A 25,544-nucleotide genomic window follows, 5' to 3' on the forward strand; every position below is an offset into this window, starting at 1 on the left:
CAGATGCTGCGCATCTGGGTTTGGCTAAATCTCGAGCGGGTGTTCTTCGTCGGTAATTCGTACAACCCGGCCGTTATATTTGACAGTCTGAACGGCGATGGACGTTTCAACATGATGCACGCCGGGCATTGCCAGAATCTGTTCGGAAGCAGTAGCGTGCAACTGACCAAGCTCGTTGAACAGACAGATCGCCAATATATTGAAGCGCCCCAACGTTATCAAAACACCTGTAATACCTGGAATCTTGGACACCTTGCTGGAGATATCTTTCACCTTATCGATATCCGCTTGAATACCAATAAAAGCCAGCTTGTCATCTTTTTGGAGGTCGGGGCTGGTGACTGCAGTGAAGGCGATAAGCCGCTCCTGTTGCAATTTTTTGATCCGACCGCGAACGGTTCCTTCGGTGACTCCAAGATCGGTTGCAATCTTACGGTTTGACAGCCGCGCGTCGTCTGACAATATCTCGATCAACTTGTAATCGAGTTCATCCAATTCGGGCTTCTCGAACTTATTCACGCTGTATCCTTCGTCACAATCGGAGCTACGTCAAATCTGTACTTCACTACATCTACTGCGATTGCCGGCATCATCGACCCAATGCCGCGAATGGTTGAAATCTTTTCCGAAATGAATGCCTGCAGTTCATCAAAGCTTTTAAGTACGACCAATATGTCGATATCATAACGACCGGTTACCAGGTGAACTGCGAAGACTTCATCCAGTTTCGCCAGCTCCTGGGCAACTTCCGACGCAGCTCGGCTCTCCACTTCAATTGCGATTTCCAATAGGACGTCATATCCATGTGCCCGAAAGTCCGACACCGCAACCACACGGAGTTTATCGGCATTTTCCAGTCGGCGAATTCTTGCTGAAACAGTAGCTGCTGTAAGCTTAAGTCGATTTGCGATTTGCTGATTGGTCGCACGGCCGTTTCGGCGCAGTTCGCCAATGATGGAACGGTCAATGTCATCTATTTCGAATTTTTCATTCATGCGAAGTCTTTGTTTCATTTTCACTTATGAATCAACTCCACATTGAACAAGAGCATCGGGACGGAAGACCTGGTGCATAGGCAACCGGATGGAATCCAAGCATCCAGCGAGAATGATCATTCCCCACCGGCAAGTGCGATTCTGTTGGTCTCCAGATGTCGCGCTCCGAGAAGTGTCAACAGCCCGCCGACCATGCCTGTCGGGATAATAATGGTCAGTGCCCAGCGTAGCGACATGGCATTGTTTCCGAACAATTCACTGAGCGCGCCGGTTGCCCATGGGCCGATGATGAAGCCTAGAAAAGTGGTAACCATGATGAACAACGCCGTGCTCGTCGCGCGAAACCTGTCCGGAACCAAATATTGCAAGGATTGCATTATGCCTATCGACCAGCCGCCGCCGAGCAGACCGGCCGGGATCGCAAGCATTTTGGCGACAAATAAGGTATCACTCCAAGTCGAGGCCAGAATGCAGACCGATGCAGCGAGCATCGCCATTCCTGCCATTAGCAACGGACGCTGCATACCGCCTCTGGCCAGCTTGTCAGATACGGCACCAAAAAGCAGCATCCCTGAAAGACCGGCCAGGCCAAAATATAGCCCAAATGTTGTACTGGCTTCGGTCAACGGAACTTCATAGACGCGGTGAAACAGGGTCGGACCCCAAAAGCCGAAACCGACGCCGGACAGGGTTGCCAAACCCATGCCGAACATCATCAGTACATAGGATCGTGCCTTGATCAACCGCCGAATGAGCGGCAATAGCGGCACTTGATTCAGTTTTGTCGTTATTTGCAGCCTCGCTGGTTCTCGGACAATGAGGAAGGCAATACCAGAGATAATCACACCGGGAACCGCCATCGCATAAAATGCCATCCGCCAACTGTAGGCTTCGGCGATGGCAGGCCCTGCCGCATAGCCGGTTATCTGGCCAAAATAGACAGCAAGACCCAATATCGCAAAGACCATCCCACGTTTCTCTGGCCGAAAATAGTCCGACAACAGCGAATAGGCAGGCGCAATAAAGGCTGCCTCTCCAACACCGACACCAAGCCTGGCCAGCGCCAACATCCAAGGTCCATTTGCTGCGCCGGAAAGTCCAGTGAACAAGCTCCAAATCAAACAACCGACACAGATAATCACAATGCGGGAAGATCTGTCGGCAAGACGTGCTATGGGTATTGCGATTGTGGTGTATAGCAAGGCAAACGCAGGGCCCATGAGAAGCCCCATGAACTGGTCTCCCACCCCAAACTCAGCCTTGATTGGATCGACAAGTCCAGAGATCAGATAGCGATCTGCGTAATTGAAAATATAAATGAAAAGCAGGACAATGAGAACGACCCACGGGTTGGACTTTCGCCCTGTTACTGCCGAAGCGGCTATAGTTGCGGCCATGTATTATCCTTGCCCGTTAAGTTTACAAAATGCAGCCATGACAATCAGTCGCGCATTTGTGTGCCGCCATTTACGTGATAAACTTGCCCGTTGATCCAAGCGCCGTCATCCGACGCCAACATCGCCACCATCGCTGCGATATCATCCGGCTGCCCCAAGCGAACGTGTGGAACTGCCTTCAAACCCGATTCAACCTGCTGATCGGTCATATGCTGCTGGACTGCCTCGGTCAGGACAAGGCCCGGACAAATGACATTCGCCCGGATACCTTTCTTGCCCCATTTGGCTGCGACATGGCGGGACAACGCATGTACGGCATTTTTGGCCATCGGATACGCGACTTGCCAAGAAGAACCTCCCGATGCCGCACCGGAACTGGTATAAATCATCGCTCCGCCGCCATTTTCCAGCATCACGGGAAGCGCGGCCTGCGTCGCAATCAAATGGCTTTTGGCATTGATCGCGACGGATTTGTCGAACACATCCAGCGAACAATCCAGCGCATTCACATCACCTACTGTCCCGCCGGCCAAGTTGGAATGAAAGAAATCAAGAGCGCCGAATTCTGAAACAGCCTTGGCGACAATAGCCTGCTGCGATTCCACCGACGTTCCATCCAGATGAACACCGACAGCGCTACCGCCTTTGCTTGTAATATCCGCAGCGACGTCTTTGGCCCAATCTTCCATGATGTCTCCGATGACGACATGGGCACCTTCTTCCGCCAAACGCCGAGCAGTGGCAGCACCGATTCCCCGCCCGCCACCTGCAACAATCCCCACTTTTCCTTTAAGTCCGCGCATCATCTTTTCTCCCTAAACCCGCAGGCGTATCAGCGTCGCCGTGCCGCGAGAGACATATTGTTCCACCAAGGCTGTGCCGTTTCGACCTGCGAAGCCAATCGAAACAATGTCGCTTCGCCACCATATCGACCGCTCATCATCACCCCGATTGGCAGCCCGCTTTCAGACATGGCAAGTGGCAGCGACATGCTGGGCTGCCCGGTAATATTGTAAAGGCCCGTAAACGGCGTGAATTGCGAGACTGCTTCACCCCATTGCCTCATGTTTTCATGGTCCAGATCGTGGATGCCGGTTTTTGGCGGCGGAGTGGCCAGAGTGGGGGACAGAATTATATCGTAATCCTGCATGAATATCGCCATATCATAAGCCGTCTGCTGGAATATGTTATGCGCCCGGGAAACCGACATACCATCCATTTTTTTGCCAATTCCATAGAATACCATAGTGATCTTTTCTAGCACATCCGCTGATGGCGCTATCCCGGTGATCTTGGCTCGATCATCAATATCGGCGGCGAGGGAGGTCGATAGCACCGCAAAATTCGCTTCTCCAATAGCGGCCATATCGACTTTGGGTTGCGCTTCCTCGACATGATGTCCCAGCTCTTCGAGCAGTTTAGCTGCCGCTCGGGTTGCCATAATACATTCCGGGTCGACAGGACTGCCAGCTGGCGGCGTAAGCACCAGGGCTACGCGCAATTTGCCTGGCGACTTGTTTAGCTGAGACGTGAACGAACCGTCGGCGGATGGCGCAGAATAGCGTGACCCTGGCTCCAGGCCATGGGTTAGGTCCAGCAGAAGCGCTGAATCACGGACGGATCGCGTGACGGCATGATGGACGGACATCCCGCCCCAGCCTTCGGTGCGATTGGGGCCCATGGGCACACGCCCGCGGCTGGGCTTTAGACCGAACAATCCGCAGCAAGAAGCCGGGATACGGATGGAGCCACCGCCGTCGGTCGCATGAGCTGCAGGGATGATGCCGGCCGCCACTGCCGCGGCCGAGCCGCCGCTTGATCCACCTGCAATGTGCTTCTCATTCCAAGGATTGCGTGTAACGCCAGTTGCGAGCGATTCTGTTGTACCGCTGAGACCGAATTCGGGCGTTGTCGTTTTGCCGAAAATCACTAAGCCTGCAGCCTGATGTCGCTTCACCAGCTCAGACGTTACGGTCGCCCGATAGCCATTGTATGATCGACTGCCCTGCCCCGTTCGTTCACCGGCTATATGCGTGTGAAGATCCTTGATTAGCCAAGGCACGCCCTTCAGGGGGCCGTCTGGCAAGCCGTTTTTTATTGCAGCGCGGCCATATTCATAGAGCTTTTGTGCGATGAAGTTATAGCTTGGGTTTGCCAATTCAGTCCGGGCGATAGACATTTCCAGAAGCTCTTCGGCCGAAACCTGTCGCTTACGTACAAGATCAGCCAAACCGGTTGCGTCATGCGTATCGAGCAAGATCTCTCTATTTATCCTAGGCTTTGCCATCAACCGACCTGCTGATGTAGCAAGTCCCGCAGCGGCAACGCTGCTTGCCAGAACCGAACGACGGGTCATGTTCACGCTTTCACCTTTGTCTTGCCCAGTGATGCAATATTCTCGGCGACGGCTTTGTCTGCATAGTATCGCGAATAGAATTTTCGGAACTTCGGTATCGGGCCGTCACCATCACAAATCAGGGGTGTGACTTCGAATTTCATCCGGTCCCAGACAACCTTGTCCTGATCAAGCTGCTTGTTCACATCTTTGATGATTGCCCTTGCCAATCCTGCCATCGGCCCTTCTATCTGGCTCTTTGGCTGGGTATAAAAATATCGGACTTGCAGCTTATCGAGTTCCACAGGTGTGATGCAGGCAATCAGCAATGTCTCGCAAATGCCTTCAAACCGCACCCAGTTTTGGCCAGGGCCTTGCGAGGTAGACGTAATCTTTCCATCAATTTCGCCTTTCGGCGTCCCCATTTTTGCGCGTACAATGCCCTTGCGGTCCCACTCACCCCATTCCAGTTCCGACTCGGGTGGGCTGGCGACACCGTGGATGTAGGTGAAATGCGGAAAGTCGACGCCATTTTCAGCCATGTTCTGTATGCTACCAAAAATCGTCCAGTCACATTCGTCAAATTCCGACCATTGCGGATCAGTAGCTTCGGGCAACGGGATCACATCATATTTCGGTTGTTCGCCATGGGGATGATACCATGCCCAAATTATCCGATTAGCTTCCTGAATTGGCCAAGTTTCCTTGCATTTGCGCTTCACTTGCGGCGGGATGACGCGCGCATAGGGGATTTCTTTGACCACGCCCTCGTTGCCATCGTAGCGCCACGCGTGAAACGGACATTCGAGAAGATTTCCGTGAACTTTCCCTCCATGGCCCATATGGGCCCCCAAATGCTTGCAATAGGCATCTATCATCCGCACTTCGCCATCTTCACCCCGCCAAATTGCAAGATCCTGAGCAAAATAGCGGGCCGGTTGGACTTCTCCGACGGCCAACTCATCGCTCAGCATGATCGGGTACCAACCAAAAGGAAATCCGATATCGAGATTGCGCTCCTCCGGAGATGGCCGACCAGGAAGATCGGCGACCCGCCAAGCTTCAAGCTCTTCCCTCGTCATTTTGTTTAGCACTTGTGATGTCGCAACCGGGGCCGTGCGCGCGTCTTTCACGGCAGCGCCAAGATGAGATGCACTGGCAGTCATTTTGAATCTCCTAGTTTGAAAACTTTCATCGCATTTTCACGCAAAAATTTGGGCCAAACTTCGTCTTTCAATGGAACGCTTTCCATATCGGAAAAAATACGATCAAGACTCAGGCCCATAGGAAAATATCCGGCGTAAATTATCTTGTCTGCACCGCGCGTATTGGCGTAGTTGATAATCGCCCTGGGATAATGTTTCGGGGCGAATGCGCTGGTTGAATAATAGAGATTTGGCCATTTCAGCATAAGCTTCACCGCCAGGTCTTCCCACGGTTCTGCGCCATGCCGCATAACCACTTTCAGATCGGGAAAGAACCAGCAAATCTCATCGAGATGTTCGACCTTCTGCGTTTCCATAGGAATGCGCGGTCCCGGTATACCGACGTTGAGCAGAATGGGAATATCCAGCTCCACTGCGCAGGCATAAAGCGGGAACATATATTTGTGATTGATCGGAACCTGCGGGCACGTTCCTGCGGGAAAAACACTGATCGCGCTCAGCCCCACCTCGGCATGCGCTTGCTTGATCCTCCGCACTTCGTCCATACCGTTGTTGGGATTGCACGGCATGTCGAAGAAAAAGCGGTCAGGATATTGCTCTTTGGCTCTACGTGACGTGTCATTGTCGTTCCAGCCGACGAGCGCATATTCGATATTGAACCTGTCCATCTGTCCGACCGTCCATTTGACAAAGTCATCCGCCTTTCCGGTCTCCGGGATATCCTTGAACATATATTGCGCAGGCATTTTAAACATTTCGCGGCTTTGCTCATCCTTGAGCAGCGGCTTGAAGCTCTCATACCAGCCGGACCGGTCCTCAGCTTCGGGGATGCCCAGCATGCAATCGACAATTTTTATATCTTTGGGATAGCCCATTATCTAGCTCCAGAAATTTGCGGCCATCTCGCCCGCAGTTCGTTTTTATCTACTTTTCCGACATCGTTGCGCGGCAGCGGTTCGTCCAGAAACGCGACGTGACCGGGCGCCTTATACTTGGCCAGATTTTCGCCCACGGCTTTGATAATATCGGATTCGCTATAATCACCGCGTTGCACAATCACGGCGACCAGCAGCTCGCCCAATCGTTTATCAGGAATTCCAAAAGCTGCGCATTCGCTGATATCATCCATAGCTCCGATGATCCGCTCAACCTCGGCACAGTAGATATTTTCGCCGCCGGAAATCACCATGTCTTTCTTCCGATCGACAATGAAGACATAGCCCTCGTCATCGACATATCCGACATCCCCGGTTTTAAGCCAACCATCGGGAGACAATATCTTGTCGGTCTCTTCCTTGTTTTTCCAGTAGCCCTTCATCACGACAGGTCCTCGGACGACAATTTCGCCCGCTTCGCCGGGCAGCAATTCCTCGCCATCCGGACCTTCTATGCGCATGTCCACCAGAGACAGGACCCGGCCGGCGGCTGCGCGGTTGCGGATAAAATCTTCACCGACAGCCATGGACACACTGCCGGATGTTTCGGTCATTCCGTAACCGGTTCCCATTACTGCCCCCGGGCACGCCGCACGTATATCATCCAGAAGAGCCACAGGCAGCGCCTGCCCGCCCGAAGCTATGTTGCGCAAACTGCTAAGGTCCGCGCCGGTTTCGCGCGCGCCATTAAGCATATCCCACATCATTGTCGGCACACCCGAGAACGCCGTAATTCGTTCACTCTCGATCAAACGTGTCGCATCGGCCGCATTCCAGCGCCGCATCATGACCAGTTTCGAGCCTGCACAAAGCGGCGACAAAAACGACGCGCCCAGTCCGGAAATATGAAACAATGGACTGATGAGCAGCGCCGCCTGTTGCGGCAGATTAGCCAGTATCTGTTCAACCGGGATGTTCAGCTTGGCCGCTGTGTCATGCAGAACCATCATGCCGGTCATTTGCACACTCATCAAGCCATTGATGAGATTGCGATGGGTCAAAACAGCGCCTTTAACTTGTCCGGTAGTGCCCGACGTAAACAATATCGTGCAAGGATCGTCTGGCTTTGCTGATTCGAAGTCAGCTAGGGTCGCGCCGCTTGTAGGAAACTCGCCAGTTTCCAATATCTGGCCTGCAACCCCCCCACGGCGCAGCAAGGCAGCGCGCTCTGGATCGGCGAGAACCAGCCGGGGCGAAACGCCCTCTATGGCCGTGCAGAGTTCTTCAGGCGAACCACGGCTATTAATGAGTGCCGACACGCCATTTGCCCTTGCAACGGCGAGGAATGCCACCATCCACTCGATGCGGTTGCGCATGCAGATCGCAACGCGATCCCCACGATCGATCTCAATTGCAGGAACCAATGCATCTCGCAAAGCAAAAAACTGGTTGAATGTCAGTCGGCGGTCGCCTTCCACGACAAAAACCTTGTCGCCATGGCGCCGGGCAGTTTCCGCGAGCAAATTGACATCGGCCGGGGCGTTCACAAATTGACGCATGCCGCCTTGCTCACGAATTTCGAACGGCGTACCAGGCGCCGTCAGGGCATCATATATCGGATCAATTATTGTCACGTGACAGCGCTCCATCTGGAATTTTCCGTCACGACCGAAGGATAGAATCGAATCGACAAAGAATGCGATTCGCAGCAGCATATTGACCCAGAACTTTGGATTTGCGTGTTCATAATCCTCCTAAAGATAAGTTCCGAGTGCATTAACACCTCAAATATCACCATATGCGTATTTTTATATCATATATTTTACGAATATAGCAAGTCCATAGCTGCCCCATCGTTAAATTTGACAAATTTCTCAATAAACGGCCGCCGGATTCGGCTCATTGGGGCTTCCCAGCATCTCGCGATAGGACGGTCGGTCGTTTCCGCGATCGTCAACCCCAAGATCCTTGGCAACTTCCGCCGCGATCAAGGTGCGCCCGGATAGCGCCGCCCCTTTGGGATTGGTCGCAAGGGCATGAACAATATGCCCGGTGAACTCTGGGTTTTCGGCGGTTTCGATAAAGCCTTCATATTGCTCCGGATTGGTTTCTGCTGCAATTTTTGATCGCTCGGTGATTAGCGGTCCCATCCAGATGGAAGCAATGCGGACCCCGGTATCGCGCAGATCAAATTCCATGTCATGGGCAAATTTATCCAAACCGGCCTTTTGAGCGCCATAAGCCGGGCCATGCATGTAACAACTCGCACCGAAGGACGAACCGAATGCGATCATGCCGGAACCTTGCTTTACCATCATCCCGGCAGCGTGCCAGCTAGCCACGTAGGCGGACCGCAAGCCGACATCGAGAATGTTCACCGCAGCGATTTCTTTCTCCCAGAACGGTTTTTTCTCGATCAGCTGATGGTGAATGAAGGCTGCGTTATTGACCAGTATATCCAGACGCCCCTGTTCTTCTTCGATCTGCCTGAACAGCTGCTCTACTTGCATGTCATCGGCATGATCACACATCACCGGAATACCCTTGCCGCCGGCCTTCGTGACCGCATCAGCGGTTTCACTGACCGTTCCTGGCAAAACACTCCCGTCCCAGCCTTTTGCATCGCCGGGCGCTGCAGTTCTTCCGGTCACATATACCGTCATCCCCTTTTCACCGAGACCGCGCGCAATTCCTGCGCCTGCACCCCGGCTGGCACCGGTCACCAATGCAATTTTAGGTTCAGTCATTTTTCTCTCCTGGATATTCCAATATAGACATATTTACAGACACCGCGATCGACAGCTTAATCAAAATTGGCCTGCCCACCATCGAGCGGGATCGTGGCACCGGTCAGATAGCGCATTGCGGGGGAACAAAGCGCCACGACCGCTTCCCCGATATCACCCTCCAATGTCCCTATGCGGCCCAAAGGTATGGTTCTGAAAAATTCCTCCGCTTCTTTCGGATTCTTCTCAACCCAGCCTTTCAGACCCGGCGATTCCGCATGTGGTGCGATATTCAATACCCGGATATTCTCACTGCCCCATTCGGCAGCGGCGGCTCTGGTGAGCGACTGAATCGCTTGCTTCACGGCTGCATAGGCACCGTAGCCTGTCATGTCCCACCGCTTCATCGCGGAAGACACCAGATTGACGATCACACCACCGCCCTGCTCCGCCAGATGCGGCTTCACCAGCTTCATTAATCGCAAAGTGGCGAGCGGACCTGATTCAAAACCTGCGACAAATTGTTCGTCGCTAACCTGCTCCAAGGTACCCATCGGAACCTCTTGTGCATTATTTATGAGTATATCTATCTGACCGAAATGCTCGATTGTTTCTGCGATCAAGGCGGCAATAGAATCAGCGGATTTGACATCACAGGCGATGCAATGAGCGTGACCCGATCCGCGCGCGTCGATCATTGCCTTCGTCGCTTCGAGTTTGCCGAAGGTGCGTCCGGCAAGAATTACTCCACAGCCGACGGCGGCGAAGGCCAGTGCAATGCCTTGCCCGATACCCTGCCCCGCGCCCGTAACGATGACGACTCGCTTTTCAAACTGATTCATCGTAGAATATCCTATATTCGTAATATTTATTACCTATATTTACGCATGCTATTGACATATAGCATATAGATGCGTCAATTGCGTTATATAAAAATATGCACAGGAGAGCGATCCATTGTCTGAAGGAAGACGATCACCTTTCGATCCGATAACAGTCGGTCCATTAAAGCTACGCAACCGTTTCATTAAGTCGGCGACCAATGAAGGTATGGCCAAAGACGGGCTCGTCACAAAGGGGCTCTCGCTTTTTCACGAGCGTATGGCCGAGGGCGGAGCGGCGCTATCGACAGTTGCCTATTGCGCCACCAGTCTTGATGGACGAACCTTCGTCGATCAGGTCACGATGAACCGCGATTCCCTGGCCGACATGAAAAGCATGACCGACGCCGTGCACCGTCACGGCGGTGCCATCAGCGCCCAGCTTACCCATGCCGGATCTTTTACATTTTTGCCGAAAACGGAAATGGCGACTTCCAAGCCGCTCAGTGCTAGCGGCGGATTCAACAAGGTCGGCGTGCTATCGAACCGCTTTTTCAAAAAGGCGATGAATTTGGCCGAGATCGATTCCATGGTAGAGGAATTTGTCGTCGCGGCGTTACTTGCCAAAGAAGCTGGTTTTGACGCGGTCGAGCTACACATGGGACACGGCTATCTGCTCAGTCAGTTTGCTTCGCCGCTATACAACAAGCGCAAGGATGAATTTGGCGGCACAATAGAGCGCCGATTGAAATTCCCCAACGAAGTGCTGTCCCGGGTGCTTGATGCGGTGGGCAAAGACTTGGCCGTGCTGGTCAAATTCAGCATGACGGACGGCGTCAAAGGCGGCAATTCCATTGAAGAAGGCATTGAAATTGCCAAATCTCTGGAAAAAACGGGCGCGCATATGGCGGTGCTGTCGAACGGAATGAATGTTGATTCAATCCAGGAAATGTTCGGCTCTCCGCTGCCAAAAACAAGTACCAAGCCGGCCAATGCGGTGATCGGGCTGGGCATGTGGCTGCAATCCCTGACCGCTCCGCCAGACAAGCAGTTTCACGAAAATTATTTACAGGACAATGCCCAGAAAATTCGCGCTGCGGTAAATATGCCGCTCGCCTATATTGGCGGTGCAAAATCAAAACAGGGTGTCGATGATATTCTAGCAGGAGGCTTTGATGCAATTGCGATGGGCCGCGCGCTGATCCATGATCCACAACTAATCAATCGCTGGAAAAGCGGTGCCGACGAAACCTCTGGCTGCACAGCCTGCAATCGCTGTGTCACGATGATGTATCTCCCCACCGGGACCCATTGCGTTCTTACGGGCGCGCAAGACGCCGAACTAAATAAAATTCCTGCAGGAGCAGCTTAGTGAGCCAGAATTTTGACGGACGAGTCGCGATTATTACCGGCGGCAGCGATGGCATCGGTCGCGCTGCTGCAGAAATGCTGGCTACACGCGGCGCCACTGTTGTGATTTGCGCGCGCGGCGAAGAAAAGCTGGCAGCCACCGAAAAGGCGATCAGGGCAGCGGGGGGCAAGGTTGAAGCCAGGCAGCTGGATGTTACCGACAGCGATGCGTTTACTGCTTTGATCGACGATGTCGCAACCCGCTATGGACGACTGGATATGCTGGTGAATAACGCAATGTCCGTCCATTATGCGCCGATCGGCAAACTGAAACTGGAACATTGGCGCAAGGATTTTGCGGTTAATGCAGATGCTGTCTTTGTTGGCACCAAAGCCGCGATGGGCATCATGGCGAAGGCCGGGAAAGGCAGCATTGTGAACATCTCGTCTACTACCGCGATCCGCGCAGCGCCCTTTATGTCCAGCTATTCCGCGTCGAAAGCAGCGCTTATCCAGTTCACCGCTGTCGCAGCAATGGAAGCTGCAGAAAGTGGCGTCCGGATCAACGCGATTGTTCCGGGCCAGGTGCAAACTGCAGCCAGTGCAGATTTCGCCGCTAGAGCCCCGGAAGTGGCAGCGAAAACGGCTGATGCCATCCCGATGAAACGCGGCGGCAATCCGGACGAGTTGGCCGAGGCCATATTGTTCATGTTGTCTGACGCAGCGAGCTACATCACCGGTGTAGCCCTGCCTGTCGATGGCGGGAAAGCGGCTCAACTCTATCTCCCTTCCTGACCATCCTATTCTGAAGGAACAGCCTGCCATGGAAGAAGTGCCAGAATATATTGTTGACATGCTGATTGTCGGGTCGGGTGCCGGAGGGTTGCTTTCGGCGCTAGTAGCGGCTGAAAATCACGCTAATGTACTGGTTATTGAAAAGGAAAGTCTCTGGGGCGGCACTTCCGCGACTTCAGGAGCCGGGATCTGGATTCCGGCCAGCGATCAGGCGCGGGCAGAAGGGTTCGATGACAATGTCGATGACGCGTTTGCATATGTCCGCACGTTATCCAAAGACAATGTTCCGGATGAGAACATACGTTCTTATGTAACCAATGCGTCCAAAATGCTGCGCTGGATGGGCGACAATACCGATATTGAATATTGTGCCTTTCCCTATCCGGATTATCATGCCGAGAATCCGGGGGGTAGCCCGACCGGATACCGGACCCATATGCCCTTGCCGATGGATGGCAGAAAACTTGGCAAAGATGTGGAGACGCTTCGCTTTGCCTCTCCTGCCGCCAGTTTATTTGGTTACCTGAATTGGCACTTTGACGAAACCTACATCCTTCTTTTCCGGCAACCTGGCTGGTGGTGGCACCTTACCAAAAGCCTCGCACGCTATTGGCTGGACTGGCCGTTTCGGTTCAAGTCGAGCAAGGATCGCCGTCTGACATTGGGCAATGCCCTGGTCGGCGGAATCCGTATGGCGCTGAACAAAAAAAACGTTCCGGTTTGGCTGAATAGCCCGCTGGAAGAACTTGTCCAGAAAGATGGCAAGGTCATCGGCGCGATAGTGAACCGTCAAGGCCGTAAAATTCTCGTCCGTGCAAGAAAAGGCGTGATCCTGGCTGCAGGCGGGTTCGAAAAAAATGCAGAAATGCGCAATGAGCATGCGCCGCTATACCCGAATGCTCTATATTCAGGGGGCACGGCCGGGAACACGGGAGATAGCATCAAAGCCGGCATGAGCGTGGGCGCGGAGACGCTGAACATGCAATCCGCATGGGCGGCGCCAGTCTTCTATGTACCTGGAGAAGATCGCGGCAGGCTCTGTACAATCGAAAGAGCCTTGCCGGGATCCATAATGGTCAATCAGAAAGGCGAGCGCTATCTCAACGAAGCGGCATCATATCATGTTGTCGGCCAACAAATGGCGCGGCGGGAGCAGGAACATGGTGACGCCTCCCCCAGCTGGTTTGTCTTCGACCATGAATATCGACACAAATATCCGGTCGGCCCCTTATTGCCCATCATGCCGGACTGGTTCCAGCGCGGCGAAGTGCAGGCCATCTTGAAGAAGGGCAAATCCATTGCCGATCTTGCCGGGGATATGGGCATTGATCAAGTCGCGCTGGAAACCACAATTTCCCGCTTCAATGAAAATGCAGCAAAAGGCGAGGATCCTGATTTCCACCGCGGTGCGGCGGCCTATGATAAACTGTACGGAGACCCGCGCGTCACACCAAACCCGTGCCTGCGCCCCCTCACCAAAGGGCCGTTTTATGCGATGCCTATTTACCCCGGTGATATTGGGACCAACGGAGGCCTCATGACTGACGATAAAGCACGCGTCATCGGCGAAAATGGAAAGCCGATTGCCGGACTTTATGCAGTCGGAAACAATGCCGCTTCGGCAATGGGTGAAAGCTACCCCGGTGCCGGTGTCACCATCGGCCCCGCACTTACATTTGGCTATATTGCTGCACGGGATGCTCTTGGAGTGAATGACTGAGGCTGGACGTTGTGATCGCAGCTGCTTGCCATCAGTCCGCTCTCACCCTTACCTTGGGTGCCGCAGCTCCACGCCGCATGTGGTTGAGAAAATCTTCTGCCGCAGCGGGCTTGGGAACAGGCCCTTCAGGCGCACCATCACGCTGCCAAAATTCAGCGTAGCTGGGAAATAGTTTATGGAAATTGCCTTCCGTCCAATCCATGCCCGGCCAACGCATTTTATTGTCACCGACGGGCGGCTTGTTGAGATCCGTGGCATACCAGTATAAAGGCAAACGCCGTGCGAAATACCAGCGCCCGGCCCGCTGAATGTAGTCATCAACATAGATCATTTGCATGATGATCCATTCATCTGGCCCATCTTTCACCGGTGTTTCGTGCTCATTCTTCGAATAGACGATACCATGCGCATGGGTGTCATCGTCAAACTCGATAATATGGCCGCCAATATGGTGCGAGGTGCCCGTAAAGGGAGAGCGCAAGGTTCGGTCCATATAGTTCCGCAAAGCCTCCCGGCCGCTCGCCTCTTTGCCAACGCGCACATCATCGGGAAACAAGCATACCATCGCATCCATATCTCGCATATCCAATGACAAGGCATATTTCGCAGGTAGTTGCCGGATCTCATCGAGCGCTTCCAGGCGAGCTATTCTCTGGTCCAAAGATCGATCCGTCATATCTTGCCTCCTTTTATCTTCATAGATTCATTGCCATATCATTTACGCAATTGCAATTTTCAATTGCATTCAAATGTTCAACTGCGTATTAAAAATTCAATTAATTTACGTATCAGGAGTGAGCAAGAATGGTATCCATGTTGAAGAACAGCGTCGCTTTGGGCGCAATTGCCGCCAGTTTTATCGCAGCACCAGCTTTTGGACAGCAGTCCGATAATGCTCCCATCGGAGCTTCCGACTCGAACATCATCATTGTGACCGCTCAAAAACGTGAAGAAAATATACAAGAGGTACCCATAGCAATTTCAGCCGTCGGCAAGGACTATCTGGAGTCTCGCGATATTACCTCGATCAGCGATCTCGGCACGCTCGCTCCCAACGTGAAATTTGAAAATGCGCCCGGTAGCGCGACCACGGCGCAAGTCTCTATTCGCGGGTCGGTCACGATTAATCCGGCAATCACATGGGAGCCAGCAGTCGGTATCTATCTGGACGGTGTTTATATTGCCAAAAATACAGGCGCGATATTCGACGTCGCCGATCTGGAACGTGTAGAAATATTGCGCGGGCCCCAAGGCACTTTATATGGCCGGAACACGCTCGCAGGCGCAATCAACCTCGTGACGGCGAAACCAACAGGCGAATTGTCCGGTTCAGCCGAAATGACTTATGGAAACTATGACTACCGTCGCGGGAAAGCGGTACTGAATCTGCCAGCCATCGGCCCGTTTTCCGTCAAGGTATCGGGACAAGTTGCCCAGCGCGACGGATTTTTCGACGTTGTTGCCAATCCTTTTCCGACGGCAGGCTTTTTTGCCAACCCGCCGCAAGTCGGGGAAGCACATTCGCTCGATAACAAAAGTTTCATGGCTCAAGTGCGCTTTGAGCCGACCGATACCCTGACTTTCGATTACAGCTATGACTATAGCAAATATGATCAGACGCCGCTTCCCGGCCAATTGCTGCGGGTCAATCGCAATGGCGGTCCGGCGGATATTTTCGATCCGGCCAGCCCGAACTTTGTGGGAGTGCCTTTGGGACTGTTCGCCAATCAGGACAGGCAGGAACAGCTGAGTCTAGACGCCAATATTTTCGAGCGGACGCGTACCTATGGCCATGCACTTACCGCAACACTCGATCTGGGGGCTGCCGAACTGAAGTCCGTGACCGCTTATCGCGATGTGAAATTCGAAGACCGGCTTGATCTTGATGGCTCACCTATCTCTATTGCGACAACCGCACGCTTCACCGATATGAACAGCTTCAGCCAGGAACTTCAGCTTGCCGGGGCAGCATGGGATGACCGGGTCAAATATGTTTTCGGCGGCTTCTATTACAACGAGACTGCCACTACCAGCAACCCGCAGCTGTTTTTCGGTGCTTTTGGTCCGTTCGGCAACCAGTTCGATTCGCGCTATGGTTCAAAAGCCGAAGCCTGGGCAGTTTATGGTCAAGTTGACTTTGATATGACCGAAGAGCTGACCCTTTCGCTCGGTGGTCGATATACCGAAGAAACAAAGCGAATCAGCCGGTTTCTGCAAATTTTGACCGATCCGATGATTCCTGCTGCCGCGTTACCATTTACTGTGGCCGATATTCGGTACGGTGATTTACCAGACGCGAAATATGATGATTTCAGCCCATCAGCGACGCTGGCCTATCAAATCAATCCCGACCTCAACGTCTATGCGCGCTTTGCCAAAGGCTTTAAATCGGGTGGCTTTAACGGGGAGACCAACCAGTTTGTAGCACCAACAGCAGATTGCCCGACCGGCACACCGGAATTGTGCAACCCTTACCGGCCCGAAAAAGTGAACAGCTATGAAGTCGGAGTCAAAAGCGTGATGGCCGATGGAGCACTAACCCTGAATGTTTCTGCATTTTATGACGACCATAAGGACATTCAGCTATCGGTATTCGATGCTACTGGTGCCGCTGCCTCGACCGTTCTGAATGCTGCATCGGCTACGATCAAAGGAGTGGAGATTGAAACTGTAATTCGGCCGGCCGACTGGCTGACTATCAATGGTTCCTTCGCTTATCTCGACGCCGAATATGAAAGTTTCTTGGAAAAAGGTGTCGATGTTTCCGACAACCGTGCCTTCCCACAAACACCTAAGTATACGGCGTCCCTGGGAGTCGACTGGCGTGTCGCAGAAGGTGACTGGGGACGTTTCAACATGCTGGGCGACCTCAGCATGGTGTCGAAATATCATACCTACCCCTATCAGCTGCGCCCGACTGACCCAACTTCCCAACTCGCCGGTGATTCCCAATCACCAGGACGGGTTATTCTCAATATCCGGGCAGCCGTATCTGATATTGATCTGGGTGCTGCCCAGTTCAAGCTGAGCGCTTGGGTCCGCAACGTAACCGGCGAAGATGCGCCAAACAACTTCATCGACTTCGGCCCGGCCTTTGGTGGCCTGCTGCTCGGATATTTCCCTGAGCCCCGCACTTACGGTCTGACCCTCGGCGCAGAATTTTAGGCGACGATGACGGCAGACGATTATTTTGCGATCCAGCGGCTTATCAACATCTACTTTGCCCATGTGGACGGCGCAGATTTTGAGGCCGCTGGAGCTTTATTCAGTCGCGCAGAGATGATTTATCCGACATCCAACCGGCGGATAGAATATGATGGGAAAGCGGTTGCCGAATTGATGCGCAGCTTTGTCAGATTACACGGCGAAGGCGACCGTACCCTGACGCGTCACCACAGCGGAAACATCATCATCGAACCCGATGGCGAGAATCAAGCAAAGGCCAGTTGCAGCGCGATAATCTTTCAAGCGACGAGCAATTTCCCGCTGCAAGCCATCGCCGAAGCCAGCTATACTGATCGCTTCGCATGCGAAGGCGGAGAATGGCATTTCACCCGGCGCGAGATGCAAATGACGCTAACCGGTGATCTGAGCCAGCATTTGAAACGGCCTGCATAGGCTCGCTTTTCAGGCTAGGCACCAAAGGCGCCTTGCATCTCGCCCATGACGGTTACTAACGGCTTGCCGGAATCATCCACCCGATGAACCAACGCGCTGGTCCGACGAGAGCGGGTTTCTGATATCCGCCATTTTCCCGCACCGTCTTTGTGAAAGACATCATCATATTCCACACCCATCTGGGTCAGCGTGCGCGCTTGGAGATTGATATTGTGGAATAGCAATGACCATTGGCCAGTCGCTCGATTCTCATTTTCAAAACACACCACGCCATTAGCGCCGTGATGAATATCGAAAATGCCCGGCACGCAGGCTATTTGCTGATAGATTTCAATAAATGGTTCGCGCGACTCGAACCGGGGAAAACCATCAAATTCGATCAGGGCCCGTTCGGTAAAACAACCGCGCATGGTCTCAATATCCTTGCCATCCGCGGCCCGTAAATAGCGCGCTTTCAAGTCCCGTACTGCGCGATCGTCTTCCAAAGCCTGAATACGGTTTTCGAGATCCACTGACTTTCTCCTTTGCGTAATCTATGGACATATATATTACGCAAATCAACCAGCAAGGAGAGTGCGATGGCGTTGGAAGGCAAACATATCCTAGTAACCGGAGCCGCATCAGGCATCGGTCGGGCGACCGCTTTGCGACTGGCAGAGGATGGAGCGACGCTTACGCTGGCCGACATTAATCAGGAGGGGCTAACAGAAACGGCTTCGATGATTTCTGCACCAATCGAGATTATCGCGTATGATGCTACGGACATCGAATCCTGTCAGTCAATGATGGCAGCAGCTACAGCAAATGGTCTGGATTGCCTGTGTAATATTGCCGGCCTGCTGGACTGGGGTCCGACGCTGGATTTTGACGAAGCGCGCTTCCAGCGCGTGATCGCCATCAACTTAAGCAGCGTCTATAGTTTGTGCCGAGCGGCTCTCCCGGATCTTATCAAAAGCGGCGGCAATATCGTCAACATGGCATCGACTGCGGGATTGCTCGGCACACCCTATTCCATCGCCTATTCTGCATCGAAGCACGGCATCGTTGGCCTCACCAAAAGTCTGGCGGTCGAATTTGCATCCCGGAACGTGCGTGTAAACGCTGTCGCACCCGGACAGGTGAATACACCAATGGCACATCAGGCGCCGCCCGAAGGCGACGTTGACTGGCCGTTGATGATGCGCAATGCGCCCAAACTTCCCGATGGTATCTGTGAACCAGCTGATATTGCAGAAATGGTGGCCTATCTTGCCTCGGACAAAGCGAGCAAGATAACCGGCAGTGTGATCAATATTGACGGCGGACAGCTCACAGGCTGAGCAATTTCTGCGCCCGTTCATCACCGGTCAGCGGTCGGTTCTCCCGGTGCTGGACGCGCCAGCCATCAGCGGTGCGGACAAGTTGCCAGCGGTTTGCCGACACCCGCCACGCCTGATGGCTGTCGCCCATATTCAAGTACACGACGCTATGGTTGGTGGCAGTAGCCTTATCGCCATCCAGACTGATATGCGGTGATGTCAGGATATGGCCGCAGCCCTGCTGCATAAGATTCTGATGCCTGTCCGAATCAATCAGCATCGCGATCTGCTGACTCCCCTTTGCTTCACCAAAGTCACCGACACCATAGCTGCCGCCTTCAGTCCACAAAGCCGCGATACCCTTGGCGTCGCCAGCATCCGCCATGGGTCCATAGCTGGCTATCAGATTGCGTATAGCTTCGCCATCTTCCAAGCGCTGGATACGGTCGTGATCAGACTGCTCCATGAGCTGCCTTCCGGCCAGCTTGACGTCCAAAGAATGTGCAGTCAGCCAAACTCAATCCCGAGCTATAACCATGGCCCCAGGCAGGAAGCCCGGACGTACAACGCCCGGCGGCGTACAAACCGGGAATCGGTTCCCCGGTGCGGTCCAGCACCTCGCCGTCAGCGGAAGTTTTTAGCCCGCCGAGCGTGAAAAAACTGAAATAGCTGGTTTCAAAATTCAATTCGAGCGCAATGAAGGGGCCCTGGTCGAGCGGCTGGAGAATTGGCTCTTGTTTACCGAAGAGAGGATCCTGCCCTCTGGACGCATGATCATTGTAGAACTTCATCGTGGCAGCGAGCGTCCCTTCGGACATTTCCAGTTCACGCTCGACTTCTTCCCAGTCTTCCCCTGTTCCAGCGATAGACATCCGGGCATGCTCAAAGGGCTCTATATAGTGTGCACTGTCCAACAGCAGGTAAACACGGTCACCCGGCTGGTCGATCATCGATCGCGAAACCCGGCCATGATAGCAGTCTTCATTGATGAAACGCTGTCCATTGATATTGACGAACACACCGTTCGCATGCGGCTCCGGAAGAGTCCAAGGACAGGTGGTGAAAAATTGATCCATGTGAATGGCGTCGCCGCCCGCACTGACACCCAGATTGATGCCTGAACCATCGTCTTTGTCACCAATGGGGTCATTAATTTTGAACGTGAGGGGGCAGTATTTGCGGCGCATCTCTTCGTTCATCACAAAGCCGCCGGTCGCGAGGATGACGCCCTTGCTTGCCCGCACAAAGCGATGCTGATTATCGATCCGCATCACCGCGCCAACAATCTTGCCAGCATCTTCCACTAGCGCGACAGCGCGCGCGTCGACTTCGATCTGCGTGCCCAAATCGCGTGCGCGCTGTTCGAGAATATCCACCAGCTTACGCCCCCCTCCCCATCCCATGAACTGGATGACATGGCCGCGCGGCGCAGGCTCGGCGAAATCGCTAAACGGTTTGGCCGCTTCGCTTCCGGACCAGATGAGCGTGTCATCTTCCATTGGCTCGATATGCTTTCCAGGTAGAAAATTGCCCTTATAGGGCACACCCTGCCGCTTCAGCCATTCCCAGTGGGCAAGTGCTTCCTGCCCATATATTTCGCATTTCGCCTCATCCACACAAGGACCACCGGCCATTTTCAGATAGGTTGTGAATGCTTCGGTGCTGTCATTGAAACCGGCTGCCTGCTGAACCTCGGTTCCTCCATTACCGCCGATATAAATCTCGCCGCCGGAAAGTCCCGAGGCACCGCCACTGCCCGAATTACGTTCGAACAATATAACGTCCGCACCGGCCGCACGTGCCTCAATGGACGCGCAGGCACCTGTTGCGCCAAAACCGATTACCGCAACATCTGTCTCGAAATCCCACTGCGGAACATCGGCAATCGGAAACGGGCGATGAAGCGATGGCCCACTCATCCCCGTGCTTTTACCATGTCCAGCGCAACATCAACGATCATGTCTTCCTGACCGCCGACCATTTTCCGGCGTCCGAGTTCGACCAGGATATCGCGCGTGTCGAGGCCGTAATCCTTTGCGGCTTTTTCTGCATGAAGCAAAAAGCTCGAATAGACTCCTGCATAGCCGAGCGCCAAAGTTTCACGGTCCACCCGCACAGGCCGGACCTGCAGTGGACGGACGAGATCTTCTGCAGCATCCATCAGCGCCATGACATCGCAGCCGTGGTTCCAGCCTTTGCGGTCGGCGGCGGCAATAAAGACTTCCAGCGGTGCGTTGCCTGCTCCAGCGCCCATCCCGGAAAGACTGGCGTCGATGCGCACGGCACCTTCCTGGGCAGCAACAATGCTGTTCGCGACGCTGAGAGCGAGATTGTGATGGGCATGTATGCCGCGCTCGGTTTCTGGCTTCAGGACCTTGTCATAGGCCCGCAGTCTATCGCGAACTCCATCCATATCCAGCGCCCCACCGCTGTCGGTCACATAGACGCATTGCGCGCCATAGCTTTCCATCAGCAGCGCCTGTTGCGCCAACAGATCCGCTTCGATCATATGGCTCATCATCAGAAAACCGGAGACATCCATGCCCAGATCTCGGGCAATACCGATATGCTGCTTCGAAACATCCGCTTCGGTGCAATGGGTGGCAACGCGAACCGAACGGACGCCCAGATCATATGCGCGGCGCAGATCTTCTTCGGTGCCTACACCGGGCAGAATGAGTGTTGTCAGGACAGATTTTTTCAAAACATCTGCAACCGCTGCCAGCCACTCCCAATCGGTGTGCGCACCAAACCCATAGTTGAAACTGGCTCCGCTCAGGCCGTCGCCATGCGCGACTTCGATCGCATCCACGCCGGCATCATCGAGTGCCTTGGCAATATCACGAACGTGATCAATGCCGTACATGTGCCGGATCGCGTGCATGCCGTCCCGCAGCGTTACATCCTGAATATACAGTTTTTGCGTTTCTACATCAAAGCTCATGCCGTCATCCTCCGTTCCGCAAGCAATTCGCCGGTCGCTTTGGCAGCTGCAGTCATGATGTCGAGATTGCCGGAATAGGACGGCAGATAGTCACCTGCGCCTTCCACCTCTAGGAATATCGATGTTTTGATACCGGTAAACTTGCCCTGTCCCGGAATGGTCAGCGGATTATTGTCACCGAACCGTTCGAACTGCACTTGCTGCTTCAAACGATATCCCGGCACATATTTCTGCACTTTGGCAACCATTGCTTCAACCGAGGCTCTGATGGTTACTTCATTGGCACCTTCTGACAAAGTAAAGACAGTGTCGCGCATGATCATCGGCGGCTCTGCAGGGTTCAGGATGATGATCGCCTTGCCCTTGGTTGCCCCACCAACGACCTCGATCGCCCGAGCGGTTGTGCGCGTAAATTCATCAATATTGGCCCGCGTCCCCGGACCAGCCGATCGGGAGGAGACAGACGCAATAATTTCCGCGTAATGGACTTTACCGACCTGGCTAACGGCAGCTACCATCGGAATGGTCGCCTGTCCCCCGCAAGTGACCATGTTGACATTGGGCTCTGCAAGATGCTCGTCCATATTCACGGTCGGTACCGTAAACGGTCCGATCGCGGCAGGCGTAAGATCGACGACCTGTATGCCATCCGCCCGTAGCGCTTCGTCATGAATTTTATGGGCGTAAGCCGATGTCGCATCAAAGGCGATACCTATATCTTTGTAGCAATCAAGCTTTTTCAGGCCCTTGATGCCTTCATGCGTGGTTGCGATCCCGTGCTCACGGGCCATCGCAAGGCCTTCGCTGTTTGCGTCTATTCCGACAACCGCAGCAAGTTCCATATTCTGCGGATATTTGATCATTTTCATCATCAGGTCAGTACCGATATTACCCGAACCGATAATGACAGCTTTGATTTTCTGCATCAGAATTCTCCTACATGTTCAAACGAAACGAGCGGTGCAGCCGCCGATTCCTTCGAGTATCATTTCAAAAACGTCTCCGGCTTTGGCCGGTTCGAGCGGCACCAGGCTGCCTGACAGGATAATGTCGCCAGCATCGAGGGTCACACCATGTGTGCCAAGTGTATTCGCGAGCCATGCCACGGCTTCGGCTGGATTGCCCTGCACCGCGGACCCCAGCCCCTCGGAAAGAGCATTGCCGTTTTTGGTCACGGTGACCTTCAAATTCGGAAGATCATAGTCGCCCGGGTCGACCCGGGCATCTCCGACCACAAAAACGCCACAGCTTGCATTGTCCGCCACGGTATCGACAATGCTGATTTTCCAATCATCAATCCTGCTATCTACAATTTCAAAGCATGGTGCGATACTTTCGGTCGCGGCCACAACCTGCTCGGCGGTGACGCCCGGACCATTCAGGCTGTCTTTCAGGATGAATGCGATTTCCGCTTCTGCACGCGGTTGTATCAGCCCTGTTTTCGCAACATCAATATCCCCTTCGATATGCATGGCATCTGTTAGAAAACCGAAATCCGGCTGAAACACACCAAGCATGTCTTGCACAGCCTTGGAGGTAACACCAATCTTCTTGCCGACCACCATCTCTCCATCTTTCAGCCGGCGATCAAGAAAATCGAGGGAAATCGCATAGGCATCATCGATACCGAGTTCCGGGTGATCGGAAACCAGCGGCGCAATTGTTCTATGCTCGCGAAGCGCGGAATAAAGCCGCGCACCATATTCCGGAATATCAATCATTTAGAAACGCAAGGGAATAACGGTTGAATTCGTCGGTTCGCTCCAGCTGCACCCAGTGACCAACCTTGTTAAAGGTGATACACCGCACGTCTTCGCAAGCATCAAAAAAATAGTCGATGCCGGTCAAAGGCATAAATTTTTCGTTCCGGCCCCAGAATAATAAAATGGGCATAGTCAGCTTGGAAAGATGAGGCCGGACATTATGCGTCTTCATTCGCGCCAGCACATCTTTCGGTTGCGTACGCGCAACTTCAAATCGTTCGGCAACCAGCTCGTCGGTAACATGAACCGGATCAAATACGAGGCTCTCGATCAACCTGCGCTGGTCGTCAGGTCCAAAATCCGGGCTGCCAAAAGACGATCGCATATTGGCAATTCCGGGCATTGCGAAATAGACATCCAGTTCCTCAATGCAGCCTGGTGCCATCAACACAAGTTTGGTCACCATTTCTGGATGGTCTGCAACCAACTGGATCGCAATCCCGCCGCCGAGCGAGTTGCCAACCAAAATCGCCTTTTCGATGCCGTGCATAGACAGAGCTTCATAAAGCGTGTCGGTAAATAGCGATAAGGTGTAATCTATTCCTTCTGGCTTGGAAGATTGTCCGTAACCAATGAGATCAGGCAGAATGACACGATAACCGGCCTCGACAAATGCATCAACATTCTGACTGAAATTCGAAGTCCCGGAAGCACCCGGTCCACTACCGTGGATAAACACCACCGGCATTCCATCATCGGGACCTGCTTCAGTGATATGAATCCCATACCCGGAACTTAGTTCATATGTTTTTTGCTCGCCGATCAGCATCGCATCCTCCTCATTCATCGACCAGTGCGAATGTCGCCTGTCCATCGAAAGGCCGAATCCACATGGAAACAACCATATTCGTAATATTTATTGCCTTGAAATACGCAAATCGTCAATTAAAATCCTATTTCACTTGCTTTTATATCGATAATTGGTTCTTATGGCCTCCTGATTCTGACTACGGAATAGAAAATGAGGAGGAGTGGAGTTGCTGCCTGCAATCAAACTTGATGGCCAAGTGGCATTGGTTACCGGTGGAACCCGGGGGCTCGGGCGCGCTATAGCAGCACGCCTAGCCGAAGCGGGCGCGAAGGTTATTGTGTGCGGGCGCAACAAACCGGATACACTTCCGCCCGGCGTTACCTATATCAGCAGCGATATACGCGATCCGGAGCAGGCCAGAAAGCTGGTCGATCATATCGCGGAATCCCATGGCCGCTTTGACGTTCTCGTCAACAATGCGGGCGGCTCGCCTGCCTGCGCGATAGAAGAAGCATCGCCGGGGTTTATCGACGCCATCACCCGGCTCAATCTACTCGCACCGCTTTATCTCGCACAAGCCGCTCATCCATATATGGCAAAACTCGAAGGCGGCTCGATCGTCAATATCGCCAGCGTGTCGGGGACACGCCCCTCCCCCGGAACAGCTGTTTACGGGGCAGCCAAGGCCGGCCTGCTCAATCTGACCCAATCGCTGGCTCAGGAATGGGGCAAAGATGAAATCCGCGTGAACGCCATCATTGTCGGTCTTGCGCATACGGAAAATGCCGAAATCACCTACGGTGGAACGAAAGCCCAGCAGCAGGTTGCCCAATCGCTGCCTCTTGGCCGCATGTGTGAAGGTGATGATGTAGCGAATGCCACCGCCTTCCTCTGTTCGCCCATGGCCCGTTACATTTCCGGCGCCCGTCTTGAAGTCGATGGCGGCGGCGAACGGCCTTATTTTCTTGATCTAGTGAAAGGTAGTTAGGA

The 25,544-nt window shown here is 53.5% G+C and carries 25 protein-coding genes; 7 read left to right on the plus strand and 18 right to left on the minus strand.

The window, feature by feature from the left end; translation table 11 throughout:
• Nucleotides 1-24: 24 nt before the first annotated feature.
• From ACEW8J_RS02520 to ACEW8J_RS02565, 10 genes are all read right to left on the minus strand, one after another.
• Nucleotides 25-519 carry an Lrp/AsnC family transcriptional regulator gene (locus tag ACEW8J_RS02520; RefSeq protein ID WP_373490056.1) on the minus strand — a complete coding sequence of 165 codons (495 nt, stop codon included), beginning with the start codon at nucleotides 517-519 and terminating at the stop codon, nucleotides 25-27.
• Entirely contained in the window at nucleotides 516-995 is a 480-nt protein-coding gene (locus ACEW8J_RS02525; RefSeq protein ID WP_373490057.1) for an Lrp/AsnC family transcriptional regulator, read from the minus strand. The genes ACEW8J_RS02520 and ACEW8J_RS02525 overlap by 4 nt, the downstream gene beginning before the upstream one ends.
• 116 nt (nucleotides 996-1,111) lie before the next feature.
• Nucleotides 1,112-2,392 carry a spinster family MFS transporter gene (locus ACEW8J_RS02530; RefSeq protein ID WP_373490058.1) on the minus strand — a complete coding sequence of 427 codons (1,281 nt, stop codon included), beginning with the start codon at nucleotides 2,390-2,392 and terminating at the stop codon, nucleotides 1,112-1,114.
• 44 nt (nucleotides 2,393-2,436) lie between these two features.
• Nucleotides 2,437-3,198 carry an SDR family NAD(P)-dependent oxidoreductase gene (locus ACEW8J_RS02535; RefSeq protein ID WP_373490059.1) on the minus strand — a complete coding sequence of 254 codons (762 nt, stop codon included), beginning with the start codon at nucleotides 3,196-3,198 and terminating at the stop codon, nucleotides 2,437-2,439.
• A 26-nt stretch (nucleotides 3,199-3,224) separates the two neighbouring features.
• On the minus strand, nucleotides 3,225-4,649 hold the full coding sequence (locus ACEW8J_RS02540) for an amidase (RefSeq protein WP_373490060.1): 1,425 nt from the start codon (nucleotides 4,647-4,649) through the stop codon (nucleotides 3,225-3,227).
• A 101-nt stretch (nucleotides 4,650-4,750) separates the two neighbouring features.
• A complete protein-coding gene (locus ACEW8J_RS02545) occupies nucleotides 4,751-5,893 on the minus strand; it encodes a Rieske 2Fe-2S domain-containing protein (RefSeq protein WP_373490061.1) in 1,143 nt (380 codons plus the stop codon).
• Nucleotides 5,890-6,768 (minus strand): amidohydrolase family protein, encoded by an 879-nt coding sequence (locus tag ACEW8J_RS02550; protein WP_373490062.1) that lies wholly within the window; start codon nucleotides 6,766-6,768, stop codon nucleotides 5,890-5,892. Before ACEW8J_RS02550 ends, ACEW8J_RS02545 begins: the two co-directional genes overlap by 4 nt.
• On the minus strand, nucleotides 6,768-8,483 hold the full coding sequence (locus tag ACEW8J_RS02555) for a class I adenylate-forming enzyme family protein (RefSeq protein WP_373490063.1): 1,716 nt from the start codon (nucleotides 8,481-8,483) through the stop codon (nucleotides 6,768-6,770). Before ACEW8J_RS02555 ends, ACEW8J_RS02550 begins: the two co-directional genes overlap by 1 nt.
• 159 nt (nucleotides 8,484-8,642) lie before the next feature.
• Nucleotides 8,643-9,515 carry an SDR family NAD(P)-dependent oxidoreductase gene (locus ACEW8J_RS02560; protein ID WP_373490064.1) on the minus strand — a complete coding sequence of 291 codons (873 nt, stop codon included), beginning with the start codon at nucleotides 9,513-9,515 and terminating at the stop codon, nucleotides 8,643-8,645.
• 56 nt (nucleotides 9,516-9,571) lie between these two features.
• Nucleotides 9,572-10,336, minus strand: coding sequence for an SDR family NAD(P)-dependent oxidoreductase (locus tag ACEW8J_RS02565; protein ID WP_373490065.1), 765 nt, complete (start codon nucleotides 10,334-10,336; stop codon nucleotides 9,572-9,574).
• A 115-nt stretch (nucleotides 10,337-10,451) separates the two neighbouring features.
• On the opposite strand from ACEW8J_RS02565, the gene ACEW8J_RS02570 reads away from it, so the two are divergent.
• The 3 genes from ACEW8J_RS02570 to ACEW8J_RS02580 are packed head-to-tail and all read left to right on the plus strand — an operon-like array spanning nucleotide 10,452 to nucleotide 14,180.
• On the plus strand, nucleotides 10,452-11,687 hold the full coding sequence (locus ACEW8J_RS02570) for an NADH:flavin oxidoreductase (RefSeq protein WP_373490066.1): 1,236 nt from the start codon (nucleotides 10,452-10,454) through the stop codon (nucleotides 11,685-11,687).
• Nucleotides 11,687-12,460 (plus strand): SDR family NAD(P)-dependent oxidoreductase, encoded by a 774-nt coding sequence (locus ACEW8J_RS02575; RefSeq protein ID WP_373490067.1) that lies wholly within the window; start codon nucleotides 11,687-11,689, stop codon nucleotides 12,458-12,460. Before ACEW8J_RS02570 ends, ACEW8J_RS02575 begins: the two co-directional genes overlap by 1 nt.
• Nucleotides 12,461-12,488: 28 nt before the next feature.
• Nucleotides 12,489-14,180: an FAD-binding protein gene (locus ACEW8J_RS02580; protein ID WP_373490068.1), complete on the plus strand. Its 1,692-nt coding sequence runs from the start codon at nucleotides 12,489-12,491 to the stop codon at nucleotides 14,178-14,180.
• 31 nt (nucleotides 14,181-14,211) lie between these two features.
• Here ACEW8J_RS02580 and ACEW8J_RS02585 read toward each other — a convergent pair whose 3' ends face one another.
• Nucleotides 14,212-14,856 (minus strand): nuclear transport factor 2 family protein, encoded by a 645-nt coding sequence (locus ACEW8J_RS02585; RefSeq protein WP_373490069.1) that lies wholly within the window; start codon nucleotides 14,854-14,856, stop codon nucleotides 14,212-14,214.
• Between the two features lie 137 nt (nucleotides 14,857-14,993).
• Here ACEW8J_RS02585 and ACEW8J_RS02590 point away from each other — a divergent pair, with 137 nt between their 5' ends.
• On the plus strand, nucleotides 14,994-17,345 hold the full coding sequence (locus tag ACEW8J_RS02590; protein WP_373490070.1) for a TonB-dependent receptor: 2,352 nt from the start codon (nucleotides 14,994-14,996) through the stop codon (nucleotides 17,343-17,345).
• 6 nt (nucleotides 17,346-17,351) lie between these two features.
• On the plus strand, nucleotides 17,352-17,798 hold the full coding sequence (locus ACEW8J_RS02595) for a nuclear transport factor 2 family protein (RefSeq protein WP_373490071.1): 447 nt from the start codon (nucleotides 17,352-17,354) through the stop codon (nucleotides 17,796-17,798).
• A 14-nt stretch (nucleotides 17,799-17,812) separates the two neighbouring features.
• Here ACEW8J_RS02595 and ACEW8J_RS02600 read toward each other — a convergent pair whose 3' ends face one another.
• On the minus strand, nucleotides 17,813-18,310 hold the full coding sequence (locus ACEW8J_RS02600) for a nuclear transport factor 2 family protein (protein ID WP_373490072.1): 498 nt from the start codon (nucleotides 18,308-18,310) through the stop codon (nucleotides 17,813-17,815).
• Nucleotides 18,311-18,376: 66 nt separating this feature from the next.
• Between ACEW8J_RS02600 and ACEW8J_RS02605 the strand changes: the two genes are divergently transcribed.
• Entirely contained in the window at nucleotides 18,377-19,117 is a 741-nt protein-coding gene (locus tag ACEW8J_RS02605; protein WP_373490073.1) for an SDR family NAD(P)-dependent oxidoreductase, read from the plus strand.
• Here the strand turns inward: ACEW8J_RS02605 and ACEW8J_RS02610 are convergent.
• From ACEW8J_RS02610 to ACEW8J_RS02635, 6 genes are read right to left on the minus strand one after another with little or no spacing between them, the layout of a single operon-like run.
• Nucleotides 19,107-19,562, minus strand: a complete 456-nt coding sequence (locus ACEW8J_RS02610) for a nuclear transport factor 2 family protein (RefSeq protein ID WP_373490074.1) — start codon at nucleotides 19,560-19,562, stop codon at nucleotides 19,107-19,109. The two genes, ACEW8J_RS02605 and ACEW8J_RS02610, sit on opposite strands and share 11 nt — an antisense overlap.
• Nucleotides 19,549-21,015, minus strand: a complete 1,467-nt coding sequence (locus ACEW8J_RS02615) for an FAD-dependent oxidoreductase (protein WP_373490075.1) — start codon at nucleotides 21,013-21,015, stop codon at nucleotides 19,549-19,551. Before ACEW8J_RS02615 ends, ACEW8J_RS02610 begins: the two co-directional genes overlap by 14 nt.
• Entirely contained in the window at nucleotides 21,012-22,040 is a 1,029-nt protein-coding gene (gene dmpG, locus ACEW8J_RS02620) for a 4-hydroxy-2-oxovalerate aldolase (RefSeq protein ID WP_373490076.1), read from the minus strand. The genes ACEW8J_RS02615 and dmpG overlap by 4 nt, the downstream gene beginning before the upstream one ends.
• Nucleotides 22,037-22,966 carry an acetaldehyde dehydrogenase (acetylating) gene (locus ACEW8J_RS02625; RefSeq protein ID WP_373490077.1) on the minus strand — a complete coding sequence of 310 codons (930 nt, stop codon included), beginning with the start codon at nucleotides 22,964-22,966 and terminating at the stop codon, nucleotides 22,037-22,039. Before ACEW8J_RS02625 ends, dmpG begins: the two co-directional genes overlap by 4 nt.
• An 18-nt stretch (nucleotides 22,967-22,984) precedes the next feature.
• On the minus strand, nucleotides 22,985-23,761 hold the full coding sequence (locus ACEW8J_RS02630) for a fumarylacetoacetate hydrolase family protein (protein ID WP_373490078.1): 777 nt from the start codon (nucleotides 23,759-23,761) through the stop codon (nucleotides 22,985-22,987).
• A complete protein-coding gene (locus tag ACEW8J_RS02635; protein ID WP_373490079.1) occupies nucleotides 23,754-24,572 on the minus strand; it encodes an alpha/beta fold hydrolase in 819 nt (272 codons plus the stop codon). The genes ACEW8J_RS02630 and ACEW8J_RS02635 overlap by 8 nt, the downstream gene beginning before the upstream one ends.
• Nucleotides 24,573-24,780: 208 nt before the next feature.
• On the opposite strand from ACEW8J_RS02635, the gene ACEW8J_RS02640 reads away from it, so the two are divergent.
• Nucleotides 24,781-25,542 carry an SDR family oxidoreductase gene (locus ACEW8J_RS02640; RefSeq protein WP_373490080.1) on the plus strand — a complete coding sequence of 254 codons (762 nt, stop codon included), beginning with the start codon at nucleotides 24,781-24,783 and terminating at the stop codon, nucleotides 25,540-25,542.
• The last annotated feature ends 2 nt before the right edge of the window (nucleotides 25,543-25,544 follow it).

This window comes from Parasphingorhabdus sp. (assembly GCF_041748495.1).
In the GTDB taxonomy this organism is placed as follows: Bacteria; Pseudomonadota; Alphaproteobacteria; order Sphingomonadales; family Sphingomonadaceae; genus Parasphingorhabdus.

Bases quoted from the DNA above. Each gene is read 5' to 3' on its own strand.
- ACEW8J_RS02525 (WP_373490057.1), bottom strand. From the start codon at position 995: ATGAATGAAAAATTCGAAATAGATGACATTGACCGTTCCATCATTGGC.
- ACEW8J_RS02530 (WP_373490058.1), bottom strand. From the start codon at position 2,392: ATGGCCGCAACTATAGCCGCTTCGGCAGTAACAGGGCGAAAGTCCAAC.
- ACEW8J_RS02535 (WP_373490059.1), bottom strand. From the start codon at position 3,198: ATGATGCGCGGACTTAAAGGAAAAGTGGGGATTGTTGCAGGTGGCGGG.
- ACEW8J_RS02545 (WP_373490061.1), bottom strand. From the start codon at position 5,893: ATGACTGCCAGTGCATCTCATCTTGGCGCTGCCGTGAAAGACGCGCGC.
- ACEW8J_RS02550 (WP_373490062.1), bottom strand. From the start codon at position 6,768: ATGGGCTATCCCAAAGATATAAAAATTGTCGATTGCATGCTGGGCATC.
- ACEW8J_RS02555 (WP_373490063.1), bottom strand. From the start codon at position 8,483: ATGCTGCTGCGAATCGCATTCTTTGTCGATTCGATTCTATCCTTCGGT.
- ACEW8J_RS02560 (WP_373490064.1), bottom strand. From the start codon at position 9,515: ATGACTGAACCTAAAATTGCATTGGTGACCGGTGCCAGCCGGGGTGCA.
- ACEW8J_RS02565 (WP_373490065.1), bottom strand. From the start codon at position 10,336: ATGAATCAGTTTGAAAAGCGAGTCGTCATCGTTACGGGCGCGGGGCAG.
- ACEW8J_RS02580 (WP_373490068.1), top strand. From the start codon at position 12,489: ATGGAAGAAGTGCCAGAATATATTGTTGACATGCTGATTGTCGGGTCG.
- ACEW8J_RS02585 (WP_373490069.1), bottom strand. From the start codon at position 14,856: ATGACGGATCGATCTTTGGACCAGAGAATAGCTCGCCTGGAAGCGCTC.
- ACEW8J_RS02590 (WP_373490070.1), top strand. From the start codon at position 14,994: ATGTTGAAGAACAGCGTCGCTTTGGGCGCAATTGCCGCCAGTTTTATC.
- ACEW8J_RS02595 (WP_373490071.1), top strand. From the start codon at position 17,352: ATGACGGCAGACGATTATTTTGCGATCCAGCGGCTTATCAACATCTAC.
- ACEW8J_RS02605 (WP_373490073.1), top strand. From the start codon at position 18,377: ATGGCGTTGGAAGGCAAACATATCCTAGTAACCGGAGCCGCATCAGGC.
- ACEW8J_RS02610 (WP_373490074.1), bottom strand. From the start codon at position 19,562: ATGGAGCAGTCTGATCACGACCGTATCCAGCGCTTGGAAGATGGCGAA.
- ACEW8J_RS02615 (WP_373490075.1), bottom strand. From the start codon at position 21,015: ATGAGTGGGCCATCGCTTCATCGCCCGTTTCCGATTGCCGATGTTCCG.
- dmpG (WP_373490076.1), bottom strand. From the start codon at position 22,040: ATGAGCTTTGATGTAGAAACGCAAAAACTGTATATTCAGGATGTAACG.
- ACEW8J_RS02625 (WP_373490077.1), bottom strand. From the start codon at position 22,966: ATGCAGAAAATCAAAGCTGTCATTATCGGTTCGGGTAATATCGGTACT.
- ACEW8J_RS02630 (WP_373490078.1), bottom strand. From the start codon at position 23,761: ATGATTGATATTCCGGAATATGGTGCGCGGCTTTATTCCGCGCTTCGC.
- ACEW8J_RS02635 (WP_373490079.1), bottom strand. From the start codon at position 24,572: ATGCTGATCGGCGAGCAAAAAACATATGAACTAAGTTCCGGGTATGGG.